The organism is Duganella hordei (assembly GCF_040369125.1).
GTDB classification, from domain to species: Bacteria; Pseudomonadota; Gammaproteobacteria; order Burkholderiales; family Burkholderiaceae_D; genus Rugamonas; species Rugamonas hordei.
Genome location: NZ_BPWI01000003.1, coordinates 321519 through 337013, shown reverse-complemented (window position 1 = coordinate 337013; position 15495 = coordinate 321519). Strand labels below are relative to the sequence as shown.

At 66.3% G+C, this 15495-nt stretch carries 12 protein-coding genes; 4 read left to right on the top strand and 8 right to left on the bottom strand.

Annotation, left to right across the window (positions count from 1 at the left end):
• Positions 1–24: 24 nt before the first annotated feature.
• From ABWW33_RS09630 to hutC, 7 genes are all read right to left on the bottom strand, one after another.
• A complete protein-coding gene (locus ABWW33_RS09630; RefSeq protein WP_176652346.1) occupies positions 25–1749 on the bottom strand; it encodes an ArnT family glycosyltransferase in 1725 nt (574 codons plus the stop codon).
• Between the two features lie 102 nt (positions 1750–1851).
• Entirely contained in the window at positions 1852–2121 is a 270-nt protein-coding gene (locus ABWW33_RS09625; protein WP_176652347.1) for a type B 50S ribosomal protein L31, read from the bottom strand.
• 253 nt (positions 2122–2374) lie between these two features.
• Positions 2375–3637 (bottom strand): transcription termination factor Rho, encoded by a 1263-nt coding sequence (rho, locus tag ABWW33_RS09620; RefSeq protein WP_116991848.1) that lies wholly within the window; start codon positions 3635–3637, stop codon positions 2375–2377.
• 141 nt (positions 3638–3778) lie between these two features.
• The gene (trxA, locus tag ABWW33_RS09615; protein WP_176652348.1) at positions 3779–4105 is read right to left on the bottom strand and encodes a thioredoxin TrxA; all 327 of its coding nucleotides are present in this window, start codon (positions 4103–4105) and stop codon (positions 3779–3781) included.
• Between the two features lie 229 nt (positions 4106–4334).
• Positions 4335–4739 carry a response regulator gene (locus ABWW33_RS09610; protein WP_176652349.1) on the bottom strand — a complete coding sequence of 135 codons (405 nt, stop codon included), beginning with the start codon at positions 4737–4739 and terminating at the stop codon, positions 4335–4337.
• A gap of 13 nt (positions 4740–4752) precedes the next feature.
• A complete protein-coding gene (locus ABWW33_RS09605; RefSeq protein ID WP_353401106.1) occupies positions 4753–9039 on the bottom strand; it encodes a PAS domain S-box protein in 4287 nt (1428 codons plus the stop codon).
• Positions 9040–9171: 132 nt separating this feature from the next.
• On the bottom strand, positions 9172–9897 hold the full coding sequence (hutC, locus tag ABWW33_RS09600) for a histidine utilization transcriptional repressor HutC (protein ID WP_353401104.1): 726 nt from the start codon (positions 9895–9897) through the stop codon (positions 9172–9174).
• Positions 9898–10071: 174 nt separating this feature from the next.
• Here hutC and ada point away from each other — a divergent pair, with 174 nt between their 5' ends.
• The 4 genes from ada (at position 10072) to ABWW33_RS09580 (ending at position 13541) form a co-directional block, all read left to right on the top strand.
• Positions 10072–11166, top strand: a complete 1095-nt coding sequence (gene ada, locus ABWW33_RS09595) for a bifunctional DNA-binding transcriptional regulator/O6-methylguanine-DNA methyltransferase Ada (protein WP_353401102.1) — start codon at positions 10072–10074, stop codon at positions 11164–11166.
• A gap of 188 nt (positions 11167–11354) precedes the next feature.
• On the top strand, positions 11355–12056 hold the full coding sequence (locus ABWW33_RS09590; RefSeq protein WP_444550990.1) for a 2OG-Fe(II) oxygenase: 702 nt from the start codon (positions 11355–11357) through the stop codon (positions 12054–12056).
• 59 nt (positions 12057–12115) lie between these two features.
• Complete coding sequence (locus ABWW33_RS09585; protein ID WP_353401100.1) at positions 12116–12697, top strand: TetR/AcrR family transcriptional regulator; 582 nt, start codon at positions 12116–12118, stop codon at positions 12695–12697.
• A 100-nt stretch (positions 12698–12797) separates the two neighbouring features.
• Entirely contained in the window at positions 12798–13541 is a 744-nt protein-coding gene (locus ABWW33_RS09580) for a 3-oxoacyl-ACP reductase family protein (protein ID WP_353401098.1), read from the top strand.
• Here the strand turns inward: ABWW33_RS09580 and msbA are convergent.
• Positions 13529–15352, bottom strand: a complete 1824-nt coding sequence (gene msbA / locus ABWW33_RS09575) for a lipid A export permease/ATP-binding protein MsbA (RefSeq protein WP_353401097.1) — start codon at positions 15350–15352, stop codon at positions 13529–13531. The genes ABWW33_RS09580 and msbA overlap by 13 nt on opposite strands.
• Between the last annotated feature and the right edge of the window lie 143 nt (positions 15353–15495).

Sequence of the window (15495 nt, the reverse complement as noted above, 5' to 3'; positions counted from 1 at the left end):
CCGCCCAGCCGTGCCTGCGGACGATTAATCAGCGCGGCGGTACAGGCGGAAGCGTTCCTCGCGGTCGGCCGGACGGCGGCCTTCCCACAGCAGCACCCACTGCTTGCCGCGATGCTCGGGCAGGATCTCGCGGTCGTCGCGCAGCTTGATGCTGTCTTGTAGCAGCAACAGGTTGCAGCGGCCGCCTTCGACACCTTCGAACGGCAGGTGCGCGTAATAGGCGAACGAGGCGCGCTGGGCCGGGCCGACGTTGGTCGAGATGCAGCCGGCGTCCGGCGGCAGCTTCTCGGCGATCTGGCGCGCCACACTGGCATAGCTCTTCGAATAGTTGACGTCCGGCAGGAACAAGGTCATCAGCAGGATCCAGATCAGGATCAGGCCGCCGGACGACAGCACCACGGCGCGCCACAGCACGGCCGGCTGGCGCGAGATGCGCCAGTGCACCAGCGCGAACCAGCCGGCGGTGGCCGCCAGCGCCACCAGCAGCGCGATCCAGCCCAGTTCCGGGTGGAAGCCCGGCACCAGCTTGAGCGCGTTCTTGGCGGCCTGCGCCGGCCAGCCGGTCAGCTTGGCGATCCAGAACACCCAGATCACGGCCGCGCACAAGGTCAGCGCCATCACCGAGAACCAGTCGATGGCGTTGATGGCGCCGCGCTTCATCGTCAGCAGGCCGAAGGCGGCCATGATCGCCAGCGGCGGCAGCAGCACCAGCAGCTGGCCCTGCTCGGGCGCGTCGTTGAACAAGGTCAGCAGCGCACCCATGGTGACGAAGGCCAGCGGCACGACGATGTGCAGCGCCAGGCGCTGGCGGCGCCAGGCCCATACGGCCCAGCCGGCGAACGGCCAGGCCGGCCAGAAGAACCAGACGCCGACGCGGAAGAAGAATTTGAGCGACAGCCGGCTCGGCAGGCCGAACAGGTCCAGGTTCCAGGCCAGCCAGGCGTTCAGCGGCAGGTGGTGGTAGGGCTGCAGCAGCTGCGCCGGCAGCAGCCACAGCGCGGCCACGGCGCCGCCCACGGCGATGGTGGCGCCCAGGTCGCGCACGGCGCGGATGGCGGGCTGGTTGAGCAAACGGGTGCAGGCGAACAGGGACAGCATCAGCATCACCGGCGTGACCCAGCCCCGCGTCAAGGTCAGCAGGCCGACCGCCAGGCCGCTCAGCGCGGCGTTGCGCAGCGACGGGCCTTCGACATAGCGCACGGTGCGGTACAGCAGCAGCGCCACCAGCGACACCTGCAGCGCCTCGGACGTGGTCTCGTGGCTGTGCAGCAGCAGGCCCAGGCAGCCGAGGTAGATCAGTACGGCGGCGTCGGCCAGCGTGCGGCCGAAGTCGTCCGGCTCCGGTTGGCCGCCGAAGGCCAGGCGCAGCGGTTGCGCGTCCTGGCGCCGGCCCAGATTAAAGGTGGCGTACCACAGCGACAGCACGCCCAGCAGGAAGATGCCGACGGTGCCCACGCGCGCGGCCAGCACGTCGCCCAGCAGCCAGCCGAACAGCTTGATGCCGATGGCGCCCAGCCAGAACGCCAGCGGGCCTTCCTCCGGCCACGAATAGCCGGCGATGTTGGGCCACAGCCAGTCCTGCCAGGTGCCGTGGGCCATCGTCCACATGATGCCGAAGCTGGCGGCATCGTCGTTCTTCCACGGATCGCGGCCAAGCAGGCCAGGCAGGATGTACAGCAGGCCGAGGGCAAACAGGGCCCAGCGCGGCAATGCCAATGTAGCGGCGGCGGGAAGACGGACTGGCTTCATCGATCGGTGTGCAAGTGAGAGTAGAACGGGAGTATGAAGGAAAACGGGATAACAAACAAAAAAAGCAGCCAGAGGCTGCTTTTTTCATCGAAGCGGCTGAAATTAGCCGGCTGCGACGGCGGTTTTCGAACCGACGGTACCGAACTTCTGGCGGAATTTCTCAACGCGGCCAGCGGTATCGACGATTTTGTGCTTACCGGTGTAGAACGGGTGCGATTCAGCCGACACCTCGATCTTGACCAACGGGTATTCTTTACCGTTGTGCTCGATTTTTTCGCGGGTCTGGATGGTCGAACGGGTGACGAATTTGAAGTCGCACGACAGGTCGTGGAACACCACTTCGCGGTAGTCTGGATGGATTTCTGGTTTCATTTGAAGCCTCGGTTAGTTTGGTAGCCAAACAGCACTTCGTCGGTCGATGTTGCTTCGTGACCCGATTGCCGCTCACTTGCCAGAGTTAAAGTTGATGCGATCGGCGATTATACAGCTGTAAACGGAAACAGGCAACCGAGGTTGCCTGTTCATCATGATTGCCGAAGTGTTAAAAACTGAGTGCAGCGGGACGCAGCGACGAAGACAGTGCGAATAGCACGGCGAGAAGCTGCAACGAAGCTGCGGTCAGTTTTTAACCGCCGCGGCGCATCATGTCGAAGAACTCACCGTTATTCTTGGTGGCCTTCATCTTGTCGAGGATGAACTCCATCGCCTCGATCTCGTCCATCGAGTACAGCAGCTTGCGCAGGATCCAGATCTTCTGCAGCTGGTCCGGCTTGATCAGCAGTTCCTCGCGGCGGGTGCCCGATTTGTTCAGGTTGATCGCCGGGTAGACGCGCTTCTCGGCCAGGCGGCGCTCCAGGTGCACCTCCATGTTGCCGGTACCCTTGAATTCTTCGTAGATCACGTCGTCCATGCGCGAGCCGGTTTCGATCAGCGCGGTGGCGATGATGGTCAGCGAACCGCCTTCTTCGATGTTGCGGGCGGCGCCGAAGAAACGCTTCGGACGCTGCAGCGCGTTGGCGTCGACACCGCCGGTCAGCACCTTGCCGGAGGCAGGGATCACGGTGTTGTAGGCGCGTGCCAGGCGGGTGATCGAGTCCAGCAGGATGATCACGTCTTTCTTCATCTCGACCAGGCGCTTGGCTTTTTCCAGCACCATCTCGGCGACCTGAACGTGGCGGGTGGCCGGTTCGTCGAAGGTTGAGGCGACCACTTCGCCGCGCACCGAGCGTTGCATCTCGGTCACTTCCTCAGGGCGTTCGTCGATCAGCAGCACGATCAGCGTGCAGTCCGGATGGTTGGCGGTGATCGCATGCGCGATGTGCTGCAGGATCACCGACTTGCCCGACTTGGGCGACGCCACCAGCAGGCCGCGCTGGCCCTTGCCGATCGGCGCGATCAGGTCGATGATGCGGCCGGTGATGTTCTCGGTGCCGTTGATGTCACGTTCCAGGCGCAGCGGCTCGTTCGGGTGCAGCGGCGTCAGGTTCTCAAACAATATGCGGTGCTTCGAGGCTTCCGGCGATTCGCCGTTGACCTTGTCGACCTTGACCAGCGCGAAGTAGCGCTCGCCATCTTTGGGGGTACGCACTTCGCCCTCGATCGAGTCGCCGGTGTGCAGGTTGAAGCGGCGGATCTGCGAAGGGGAAATGTAGATATCGTCGGTGGAGGCCATGTAGCTGGCGTCCGGCGAGCGCAGGAAGCCGAAGCCGTCCGGCAGCACTTCGAGGGCGCCGTCGCCGAAGATCTGCTCGCCCGATTTGGCGCGCTTTTTCAGGATCGCGAACATCAGTTCCTGCTTGCGCAGGCGGGCCGCGTTGTCGATATCAAGACCGATGGCCATCTCCAGCAATGCCGAGACGTGTAAGGCCTTTAATTCAGATAGATGCATATGTATTGAGTGTCCCGTGACGGGAAAGTAAAGGTAGGGGAGGGAACTGCGTGGTGTTGTCTGTTTAATTATATTTAAACGGTGCCGCGGGCGCGGCACCGTTTGGGTACAGCATGATCTTACTGCATCACGCTATCTTACTTAGATATTGCTGTCGATGAAAGAGGTCAGCTGGCCTTTTGCCATTGCGCCAACCTTTTGAGCGGCGGCGACACCGTTCTTGAACAGGATCAGGGTCGGGATGCCGCGGATGCCGAACTTGGCAGGTACCGCTTGGTTCGAATCGACGTCCATCTTGGCGATCAGGATCTTGCCGTCGTATTCCTTGGCCACTTCTTCCAGGATCGGGGCGATGCTCTTGCAAGGACCGCACCATTCGGCCCAGAAGTCGACCAACACCGGGCGGTCGGACTTCAGCACGTCTGCGTCAAAGGAAGTATCGGTGATGTGTTTGATATTTTCGCTCATAGTTTCCTCTATCGAGGTCAGTTGAATCTCAGTTAGATAATAACGCCTGGGGATTATGCCATTTTGCCTGCAATCGCCTTCAACGTTGCCGGGTTACAGGCAGCAGATGGTGGCCAATTGCACGAATTCAATGTCTTGGAAGGGATGGCAACAAGGTCGGCAGGCGGGGATGGCTGAAATAATAACCCATTTTTAAAAAATGTGCGGCAGATTGTACAAACCCTCTAAACTATTTACCCGGACCGGCCTGCGGCGGGGCGCAGCGTGTTGCGGCGCGGTCCATCAGCGCGCCCAGCGCGTCGAGGCTCAGCGGCTTGGCGCAGGCGTCGAGTATCGCCAGTCCCTGCACCTCGGCCAGCCGGGCGGCGGTCTTCAGCACGGCGCCGTCCACGCCCGACAACAGCACCACGCAGCCGCGATATTGCTGCGCCGCCGCAAGGCGCAGAAAGTCGATGCCGTCCATCACCGGCATGCTCAGGTCGCAGATCAGCAGGTCGGGCGGACGCAGGCGCAGCTCGAGCAGCGCGCGGCGGCCATCGGTTTCGCACAGCACCTCGTGCGGCCCGAGGCCGGCGATCATGTCGGCCAGCAGTTCGAGCATGAACGCGTCGTCATCCAGCAGCAGTACCCGCATGCATCCTCTCTGGTTAATTGTCGTCGGCAAAAGTGGTGTTGGTCATGATTTGTTCGGTGATCCTGTCCAGCAGCGGCCACAGCTGCGCCAGCAAGGCCCGCGCGCGCCGCAGCAACTCCTCCTGGCCGCCGTCGGCGGGCAGCTGCTCCAGCTCCAGCAGCAGGTCGCCCAGCCCCAGCGCGCCGACCGTGCGCGCCGGCGACTTGAGCCGGTGGCCCACTTCGCGCGCCACCGCCAGGTCGCCGCGCGCCAGCGCGCGTTCGATCTGGGTCAGCCCGTCCTGGGTATTGTGCAGGAATTTGAACGCGAACTTGCGCACCTTGTGCGGATGATAGCCCAGCAGCTTGGCCAGTATCGATAAATCGATCACCGCCGGGTCGCCGCCCATGGTGGTCTTGAACGCCGTGCGCGACGCCGGCGGCGCCGCTTCGAGCGCGCCGGCGCGGCGTTCCGGCAGCCAGTTGGCGATGGTCTGGTACATCAGCGCGGGCTGGATAGGCTTGGAGATGAAGTCGTCCATGCCGGCCTCGATGCAGCGCACCCGGTCTTCGTTGGTGGCGGTGGCGGTCATCGCCAGCACCCGCATGTCGGCCAGGCTGGGGTCGGCGCGGATGCGGCGGGTCGCCTCCAGCCCGTCCATCAGCGGCATCTGCACGTCCATCAGCACGCAGTCGAAGGCGGTCTGGCGCAGCAGCTCCAGCGCCTCCATGCCGTTGTTGGCCAGGCACACCGACGAGCCGACCTCCTCCAGCATCTCCAGCGCGATCTGCTGGTTGAAGGTGTTGTCCTCGACCAGCAGGATGCGCGCGTCCTTCAGCGCCGACATGACGGCGGCGCTGCGCGAGGTGGCCAGCAGCTCGGCGGCGGCGTCCTTGACGCGGTCGATCAGTGCCGGCACCGTCGCGCTGGAAATGCCCAGGCGGGCGGTGAACCAGAAGGTGCTGCCGTGGCCCGGCCGGCTGCGCACGCCGACGTCGCCGCCCATCAGCTGCGCCAGCTGCTTGCAGATGGCCAGGCCCAGGCCGGTGCCGCCGTATTCGCGGGTGGTCGAGGTGTCGGCCTGCTGGAACGACTGGAACAGCTTCTCGATCTCGGTCTCGGACAGGCCGATGCCGCAGTCGCTGACCTCGAAGCGCAGCAGGCAGCCGTTGGCGTCGCCGACCACCTGGCGCACGCGCACCTCGATGCGGCCCTTCTCGCTGAACTTGATGGCGTTGTTGGCGTAGTTGATCAGCACCTGGCCCAGCCGCAGCGGGTCGCCGCGCAGCACGCGCGGCAGCGTGGGGTCGAGGTCGAACACCAGTTCCAGCTCGCGGCTGGCGGCCTTGGGCGCGACCACCGTGGTCAGCGTCTGGATCACGTGGTCGAGCGCGAAGTCGACCTGCTCGATCTCCAGCTTGCCCGCCTCGATCTTGGAGATGTCGAGGATGTCGTCGATGATGCCCAGCAGGTGCTCGCCGGCGAAGCGTATCTTTTCCAGGTAGTCGCGCTGGCGCGCATCGAGGTCGGTCTTCAGCGCCAGATAGGCCATGCCGATCACGCCGTTCATCGGCGTGCGGATCTCGTGGCTCATGTTGGCCAGGAACTGGCCCTTGGTCTGGCTGGCTTCCTCGGCCAGCATGCGCGCCTGGTTCAGCTCCTCGGTGCGCATCGCCACGCGCTCCTCCAGGTGCTCGTTCAGCTCGCGCAGCTGGTCCTCGCCGCGCTTGCGGTCGGTGATGTCGGTCAGGCTGGCCACCACCAGGTGCACGCTGCCGCCCTCGTCGAGGATGGGCTCGGCGTTGACCGACATCCAGCACACGCCGCCGTCCGGCCGCGCCAGTCCCATGACCACGTCGCGCACCGACACGCCGGTGACGATGGCCAGCCGCACCGGATGGCTGGCGGCGTCGAACTGGCTGCCGTCCTCGCGCATGCCGAGCCACAGGCGGTCGCCGGCGATCGGCAGCGAATGCGCCAGCATGCCGGCGGCGGCGGCATTGCTTTCGAGGATGGCGCCGTCGCCGTCGACCATCACCAGGCCGTTGGTGACGGCGTTGAAGATCGAGGCCAGGCGCTGGCTGGAGCTGCGCAGCGCGCTGTCGGCCCGGCGCCGCGCCGTGATGTCGGTCAGCATGGCCAGCGTGCCGGAGTAGTGGCCGGCGTCGGAGTTGATGACGGTGGTCGACAGCAGGCACCAGACGCTGCTGCCGTCGCGCCGCAGGAAGCAGACGTCGCCCTGGCAGGCTTCGCCGGCCAGCCGGCGCTGCAGGTGCTGCTTGAGCAGCGCGCGGCCGTCGTCGTCCATGAAGTCGGTCATGGCGCGGCCCATCATCTGCTCGACGTCGTAGTCGAGCATGCGCGCCATGGTCGGGTTGACGAAGCTGGTGCGGTCGTCGGCGCCGGTCATCCAGATGCCCTCGGCGGCGGTCTGCACGATCAGGCGGTAGCGTTCCGAGCTGGCGTGCAGCGCCTCCTCGGCGCGCTGGCGCTGGGTCATGTCGCGCAGCGACAGCAGCACCAGCTCCTGCCCGGCCAGCAGCACCGGCGAGATGTGGACCATGGCCGGGAAGCTGCTGCCGTCGGCGCGCATCGCGCTCAGCACGCGGCCCGGCAGGTTGGGGCGCGAGAACAGCTCGCGCGTGCGGCCGTTGCTGCGCATGGCCTCCGGCGCCAGCTGCTCGATCGAGCGGCCGGTCATGCTGCCGTGATAGCCGAAGCTGCGCGCGCAGGCCGGGTTGGCGTGGCGCACGCGGCCGTTCTTTTCGGCGATCAGCATCGCGCCCGGCGTGGCGTCGACGATGGCGCACATGCGCGCCTCCTCGTCGGCGGCGCGCTCGCTGATGTCGGCCAGCGTGCCGATCGCGCGCAACGGCTTGCCGGCGGCGTCGCGCTCCATCACCATGCCGCGCGCCAGCACCCATTTCCAGCCGCCGTCGCCGGTGCGCATGCGGTGCTCGCTGCGGATCGGGGTGCCCGCTTCGGCGCCGCCGGACAGCTGGAACTGGATGCCGCGCTCGACCTGCGCCTGGTCGTCCGGGTGCACGTAGGCCATCCATTCGGCCAGCGTCGGCGCGAATTCGCCGGGCGTGTAGCCCAGCAGTTCGCAATAGCGGCGCGACAGTTTCAGCGTGCCGGTATCGAGCTGCCATTCCCACAGGCCTTCGCCGGAGCCTTCCAGCGCGAAGCTGGCCAGCCGCTCGGCGCTGCCCAGTTCTGCCCGCGCGCCGCGCAGCGCGCCGGCCTGGAGGCGCAGCCGCCAGAAGCCGCCCAGCGTGACCAGCAGCAGCAGGGCGCCCAGCAGCGCGCCGCTGTAGCGCAGCAGCGGATTGCCGGCCGGCGGCTGGTACAGGAAGCCGTCCAGTTTGAAATCGGCCGGCAGCATGCCCTGCTCGGTGTAGGCGCGGGCGATGGCGCGCCAGCGCTCGGGGTTGCTGTAGCCCAGCTCGATCAAGCCCTGCTCCAGCAGGGGGGCGATGTGCTGTGCTTCGAACATCAGGTGTTCGCGGCTGTGGCGTTCGGGATAGCGGGCGCGTATCAGGTCGGCGATTTCGCCCTGGTGCGCCATCGCGTAGTTCCAGCCGCGCAGCGTGGCGTCGCGCAGCGCCTGGGCCCGCAGCGGATGTTCGCGCAGCTCGCTCTCGGTGGTGTACAGCGTGTCGCCGTAGAAGTCGTCGCCTTTCGAGCGCGGCGACGCGATCTCGTACTGGACGCTGCTGCGATTGAGCACGTACGGCGCCTCGCTGATGTAGATCGACATGGCGTCGACCCGGCCTTCGAGCAGGTCGTCGACGTTGAAGCTGTGCGCCAGCTGCACCATGCTGTCGAGCCGCACGCCCTGCTTTTTCAGGAAGACGGTCAGTTCTTCGTTGTTCGGCGCCAGCATGATGCGGCTGCCGGCCCACGGCCGCGGCTTGCCGTCCGCTCCGTGGCGCACCAGCAGCGCGGAGGCCGAATGCTGGAAAATCGAGGCCAGCGCCACCACCGGCAGTCCCTGCGCGCGCGCCATCAGCAGTGAGGTGTTGCCGACGCCGTATTGGGCGCGGCCATCCAGCACCGTCTGCAGCGGATCGGCGCCGGGGCGCGCTTCCAGCAAGGTGACGTCGAGGCCGGCATCGCGGTAATAGCCCTGGTCCTGCGCGGCGTAGTAGCCGGCGAACTGGAACTGGTGCAGCCACTTGAGCTGGATGCTGACTTTTTCCGCCGCCAGCGCGCCGTGGGCGGCGCCGGCCAGAACGAGCGCGCACGCCAGCAACCTGCGCTGCAGGCGACGCCAGCTACCGGCACGGCTCAACCTGGGGCGGCAGTGCAACAAGAGCATCCCTTTCTGTACTGTATCCGGGCAACTATAGCATCGAAATTTTGGCTTTAGTCGAGAAAGTTGCAAGAAACGAATTGCACTGCGCGGACGCCGCCACACGAGGTGCGGCTTGCGGACTGGTAGCCACGGCTGCTACTGGGCGAAGCTGCCGGCGAACTGGTAGCGGTGGCCCGGATGCCACATGGTGGCGATCGAGGCGACCTGGCCGCCGGAGCGGGTCTGGCGCTTCAGCACCAGGCAGGCTTGTTTGGTATCGATGGCCAGCATCTCGGCGATGTCGCGCGGGGCCGCCAGCGCCTCGATGCTGTAGGTGGCGCCCTGCAGCGGCGCCGCCTTCATCAGGTATTCGTTGGGCGTGATGGTGGCGAAGTCCTGCTCCATGTAGTCGGGCGCGCACAGCGGATTGGCCCAGCGGTCCTCGACCTGGATCGGCACGCCGTTTTCAAAGTGGACGATCACCGAGTGGAACAGGGGGTGGCCGGCCGGCAGGTCGAACTGCTTGGCCAGCAGGTCGCTGGCCTTGACCCGCTCCAGCTGCTGCAGGCTGCTGCGGTGGGCGTGGCCGCGCGCGCGGATCTCGTCGGCGATGGATTTGATCTCCAGCAGCGTGGCTTGGTATTTTTGCTGGGCGACGTAGGTGCCGGAACCCTGGCGGCGGGTGAGGATCTGGTCGGCGGTCAGTTCGCGCACGGCGCGGTTGACCGTCATGCGGGAAACGCCGAATTGCTTGACCAGCGCCTGCTCGGACGGGATCACGTCGCCTTCCTTCCAGGTACCGGCGGCGATCTGGGCAACCAGATAGTCCTTGATGCGCTGGAAAATTGGGGTGCTGTCTTGCAGGGTCTGATCGTCGTTCAACCGGCTTCTCCGAGGCACGCCTCCACTGGCGGCAGAGGGCTATTCTAGCATCGCATGGTTGCTCGTTGAACATCTTTGCGTCAATTTTTCCGGCGCGACGTACAATTCGAAAGCAAGAGCCGGAGTGTGTCGCCGCCGGCCGCTGGATAAGATGGATGCATTCCTTATCCAATCATGGAGTCTGAGATGGGCAAGACAGCAAATAAAGTCATTCCGCAAGCCGCCTACCAAGGCGACGAACAGCGCTGGGCCGCCGTGCGGCAACGCGACGGCGGCGCCGACGAGGTGTTCTGGTATTCGGTGCGCAGCACCGGCGTGTACTGCCGGCCGTCGTGCGGGGCGCGGCCGGCCCTGCGCAAGAACGTGGACTTCCACGACAGCCGCGAGGCGGCCGAGCAGGCGGGCTTCCGTCCGTGCCTGCGCTGCAAGCCGGACCAGCCGCCGCTGGCCGAGCGCCAGGCCGCCATCGTGGCGCAGGCCTGCCGCCTGATCGACGAAGCCGAGCAGGCGCCGGACCTGGACGCGCTGGCGGCGGCGGTGGGCGTCAGCCGCTTCCACTTCCATCGGATGTTCAAGGCGGTGACGGGGATTACGCCGAAGGCCTATGCCAACGCCCAGCGCGCGCGGCGCATGCAGGCAGGCCTGGCGCAGGAAGCCTCGGTGACGGATGCGATCTACGCGGCCGGCTTCAACTCGAGCGGACGGTTTTATGCGCAGTCGCCGGCGGTGCTGGGCATGACGCCGACCGCCTTCCGCTCCGGCGGACGCGGCGCGCAGATCCGCTTCGCCATCGGCGCCTGTTCGCTGGGCGCGATCCTGGTGGCCAGCACGGAACAGGGCATCTGCGCGATCCTGATCGACGACGATCCGGATGTGCTGGTGCGCGACCTGCAGGACCGTTTCCCCAAGGCGGAGCTGATCGGCGCGGAACCGGAATATGAACAGGTGGTGTCGCGCGTGGTCGGCATGGTCGAGCGGCCGGAGATCGGGCTGGACCTGCCGCTCGATGTGCGCGGCACGGCGTTCCAGCAGCGCGTGTGGCAGGTGCTGCGCGGGATCCCGGCCGGCCGCACGGTGAGCTATGCCGAGCTGGCGCAACTGGTCGGCTCGCCGAAGGGGGCGCGGGCGGTGGCGGGGGCGTGCGCGGCCAACGCGCTGGCGGTGGCGATACCCTGCCACCGCGTGGTGCGCAACGATGGATCGATCTCCGGCTACCGCTGGGGCGTGGACCGCAAGGCCGCGCTGCTGGACCGGGAGGCGGGCAAGTGAAAAACGGCGAGTTCGATTTCAGCGGCGGCGCGCCGGAGCGCAAGCCGCGCAAGACGCCGCCGGTGAGCGTGGCGCCCGCCGCGCAGCTTGCGCCCGCCGCCGATCCGGCCGCCGACGTTGCCTCGGATCCGGCCGCCGCCGCGCTGGCGCAGGCCAACGCGCGCAAGCTGGTGGCCGCGGCGGCGGGCATCGGCGTGCACGTGGCGGGGCTGGACTGGCAAGCCATCGCCGACGAACTGAATGCGCACGGCTACGCCATCGTCCCCGGCATGCTGACCGGCGAGGAATGCGTCGCCATGGCCGCGCAATACGCCCAGCCGCAGCTGTACCGCAGCCGGGTGGTGATGGCGCAGCACGGTTTCGGCAGCGGCGAGTACCAGTACTTCCGCTACCCGCTGCCGGCGATGATCTCGGCGCTGCGCCAGTCCCTGTATGGGCCGCTGGCCGCCATCGCCAATCACTGGCATGAGGTGATGGGCATGGAGGCGCGCTTCCCGCCGGACCACGCCGACTTCCTGGCCCGCTGCCACGCCGCCGGCCAGCAGCGCCCGACGCCGCTGATGCTGCAATACGGCCCCGGCGACTACAACTGCCTGCACCAGGATTTGTACGGCGAACACGTGTTCCCGCTGCAGGCGGCGGTGCTGCTGAGCGAACCGGGAAAGGACTTCGAAGGCGGCGAGTTCGTGCTGACCGAACAGCGGCCGCGCATGCAGTCGCGGGTGGAGGTGGTGCCGCTGAAGCGCGGCGACATGGTGATCTTCCCGGTCAACCATCGTCCGGCGCAGGGCGCGCGCGGCGTCTACCGGGTGGCGATGCGGCACGGCGTGAGCCGGCTGCGCGCCGGCGCGCGTCACACGCTGGGTCTGATCTTCCACGACGCCACCTGAATGCATTTCCAGACCAATTGGTCCATAATGTGCGGATATTCATACCGCAAGAGGACCGCATGGCCAGGCAAAGAGAATTCGACCGCGACACCGCCCTGAAGCAGGCGCTGGAAGTGTTTTGGCAAAAAGGCTACGCCGCCGCGTCCACCGCCGACCTGCTCGTAGCGATGCAGATCGGCCGCCAGAGCATGTACGACACCTTCGGCGACAAGCACGCGCTCTACCTGGAAGCGCTGCGCCAGTACAACGACGCCAGCACCACCGAACTGCTGCGCGCCCTGCAGGGCGATACCGCGCTGGACTCCATCGCCAACATGCTGCTGGCCTTCGCCTCGCGCCCCGAGCGCGATAACGCCAAGGGCTGCATGGGCATCAACGCCATCTGCGAATTCGGCACCGGCGACGACAAGATCAATGCGCTGCGTGGCGCGAGCAGCGCGCGCATCAACGGCGCGGTCGAGAAAGTGCTGCGCGACGCCGTCGCCGCCGGCGAAATGGCCGGCGGCACGGACATCGGCCATGCCGTTTCCTTCATCGCCGCCACCCTGGCCGGAATGAAGGTCAGCGCCAAGGCCGGCTGCGACACGGCCACGCTGCGCGCCATTGCCAATTTTGCCATCCAGGCCCTGCGGGCCGCCTGAATTTCTCACGAAACGTTTACTTGACTGAGCTGTCCAGAAAATCTACGATGAGGCTTGATCTTGACTGATCGATCCATTAACCTACATCGAACGGACTTTTATGACTACCTCACTGAACAACAAGGTCGCACTGATCACCGGCGGCGCGCGCGGCATCGGCGCGGCCACCGTCAAACGCCTGGCGCGGGACGGCGCGGCCGTCGCTTTCACCTACGTCTCATCGGCGGCGCAGGCCAGCGACCTGGCCGACACCGTCAACGCCGCCGGCGGCAGGGCGCTCGCCATCAAGGCCGACAGCGCCGATGCCGCCGAGCTGCAAGCCGCGGTCGAGCAGACCGTCGCCCACTTCGGCGCGCTGGATATCCTGGTCAACAGCGCCGGCATCCTGCATCTGGAATCGGTGGAGACCTACGCGCTGGAAGCGTTCGACCGCATGGTGAACGTGAATGTGCGCGCCGTGTTCGTCGCCGTGCAGGCGGCCGCCGCGCACATGAAGAAGGGCGGGCGCATCGTCACGATAGGCAGCGTGGCCGGCATGCGGGTCGGTTTTCCGGGCTCCGGGGTGTATTCGATGACCAAGGCGGCCGTGGCGACGCTGGTGCGCGGCATGGCGATAGACCTGGCGCCGCGCGGCATCGCCGTCAACAACGTCCAGCCTGGACCGATAGAGACGAACATGAATCCGGCCGACTCGCCCTACAAGGACCGCATACTCGCGATGATTCCCCAGGGGCGCGTCGGCCAGCCGGACGACGTGGCGGGCATGGTGTCCTGGCTGGTCGGCGATGAAGCCGGTTTCGTCACCGGCGCCAGCTTCACCGTCGACGGCGGTTATACCGCCTGAACGCTCTTCTGCGTTTGATACAGGCGGGCGTAGATGCCGTTGCGCGCCAGCAGCGCATCGTGGCTGCCCACTTCGGCGATGCGGCCGCCGTCGAGCACCACGATGCGGTCGGCGTTCTCGATGGTCGACAGGCGATGGGCGATGACCACCGTGGTGCGGCCCTGCATCAGCACTTCCAATGCCGCCTGCACCAGCCGCTCGGACTCCGTGTCCAGCGCGCTGGTGGCCTCGTCCAGTATCAGGATAGGCGCGTTCTTGTACAGCGCGCGGGCGATCGCCAGCCGCTGGCGCTGGCCGCCTGACAACCGCAAACCGTTTTCTCCCACCGGCGTGTTGTAGCCTTCGGACTGGCGTTCGATGAATTCGTGCGCGTGCGCGGCGCGTGCCGCCGCCTCGATGCGTTGCGGCGATGGGTCCGGATCGCCGTAGGCGATATTGGCCGCCAGCGTATCGTTGAACAGCACCACGTCCTGGCTCACCAGCGCGATCTGCTGGCGCAGCGACGTCATGGCGTACTCGCGCAGGTCGACACCATCGAGCTTGATGCTGCCGGCGCTGACGTCGTAGAAGCGCGGCAGCAGGCCGGCCAGCGTGGTCTTGCCGCTGCCCGAGCTGCCGACCAGTGCCACCGTCTCGCCGGCGGCGATGTCGAGCGACACGTCGTCAAGCGCGGGACGGGCGTCCGGATCGGCCTTGTAGTGGAAGCTGACGTGTTCCAGCGCCAGGTGGCCCTCGGCGCGTTCCACCGTCCGGGTGCCGGTATCGGCTTCGGCCTCGGTGTCGATCAGGCCGAACACCGATTCGGCGGCGGCCAGGCCCTTTTGCATAGGCTCGTTAATCTTGGTCAAGTTCTTGATCGGCGACTGCATCGCCATCAGCGACGACATGAAGGCAACGAAGGCGCCGGGCGACAGCGCGCCGGCCTGCGCCCGCAGCAGCGCAAAGTAAATCACCGACGACAGCGTGATCCCGATCAGCAGCATGATGATGCCGGAGTTCAGCGCCGACGTCGCCGCGTGCTTGACCGCCAGTTGGCGATTGAGCTTGACCACCTGGTCGAAGCGGTTCTGTTCATATTTCTGGCCGCCGAAAATCTTCACCACGCGCTGGCCGCTGATGCTCTCGTCCAGTACATTGGTCAGGTCGCCCATGGCCGCTTGCGCGCTCTTGCTCAGGTGCCGCATGCGGCGGCCGGCGAAGGTGACGATGGCCGCCACCAGCGGCAGCAGGCCGAGGCAGAACACCGCCAGTTGCCAGTCCACGGTGAACAGCGTGATCAGGTAGCCGACGGTGGCGACCGAATCGCGCACCGCCACGTTGACCACCGTCAGGCCGGCCTGCGCCACCTGGGCCGCGTCGAACGCCACGCGCGACAGCGTGGTGCCGGTCGACGACTGGTCGAAAAAGCCGTTCGGCAGGCGCATGATGCGGGCGAACATCAGCTCGCGCAGATTGGCCTGCACCCGGCTGCTCAGCCACGCCGCGCCGTATTCGCCGGCGAAGCTGGAAAACATGCGCATCACGGCCAGGCCGAAGATCACCGCCGGGATCGACCACAGCGCCGCGTTGGCCGGATCGCGCGGCAGCAGGTGGCCCAGCCATTCCTGCACCTCGGCCAGCAGGCCGCCGGCGGGGCGCACGGCGCCCAGGCTGTGCGAGGGGGCCAGCGCGTCGACCACGTTTTGCAGCTGGCGTATCAGCAGCACGTCCGTGGCGGCGGCCAGGCCGACCGCGAACAGGGTGACAACCGCGATCCACGCGTAGGGGCGGAACTGCATCAGCAGGCGGAAATAGAGTAGGCGGCTGGACACGAGTGTGGTTAAAAAGCTGCGAAGCCTGCATTGTAACCGTGATGCCGCGCAGGGAATGCAAGATCACGGCGTTGTGCATTAGAAACATAGCGGGGCGGGAAAGCCATTTCTTCCGAAAAAACACTTCGACGGGCGGCCTGTCG

Excerpts from the sequence above, each read along its gene's own strand:
- ABWW33_RS09625 (WP_176652347.1), bottom strand. The coding sequence starts at position 2,121 with ATGAAACCAGAAATCCATCCAGACTACCGCGAAGTGGTGTTCCACGAC.
- ada (WP_353401102.1), top strand. The coding sequence starts at position 10,072 with ATGGAGTCTGAGATGGGCAAGACAGCAAATAAAGTCATTCCGCAAGCC.
- ABWW33_RS09605 (WP_353401106.1), bottom strand. The coding sequence starts at position 9,039 with ATGCTCTTGTTGCACTGCCGCCCCAGGTTGAGCCGTGCCGGTAGCTGG.
- ABWW33_RS09580 (WP_353401098.1), top strand. The coding sequence starts at position 12,798 with ATGACTACCTCACTGAACAACAAGGTCGCACTGATCACCGGCGGCGCG.
- ABWW33_RS09585 (WP_353401100.1), top strand. The coding sequence starts at position 12,116 with ATGGCCAGGCAAAGAGAATTCGACCGCGACACCGCCCTGAAGCAGGCG.
- trxA (WP_176652348.1), bottom strand. The coding sequence starts at position 4,105 with ATGAGCGAAAATATCAAACACATCACCGATACTTCCTTTGACGCAGAC.
- ABWW33_RS09630 (WP_176652346.1), bottom strand. The coding sequence starts at position 1,749 with ATGAAGCCAGTCCGTCTTCCCGCCGCCGCTACATTGGCATTGCCGCGC.
- ABWW33_RS09610 (WP_176652349.1), bottom strand. The coding sequence starts at position 4,739 with ATGCGGGTACTGCTGCTGGATGACGACGCGTTCATGCTCGAACTGCTG.
- rho (WP_116991848.1), bottom strand. The coding sequence starts at position 3,637 with ATGCATCTATCTGAATTAAAGGCCTTACACGTCTCGGCATTGCTGGAG.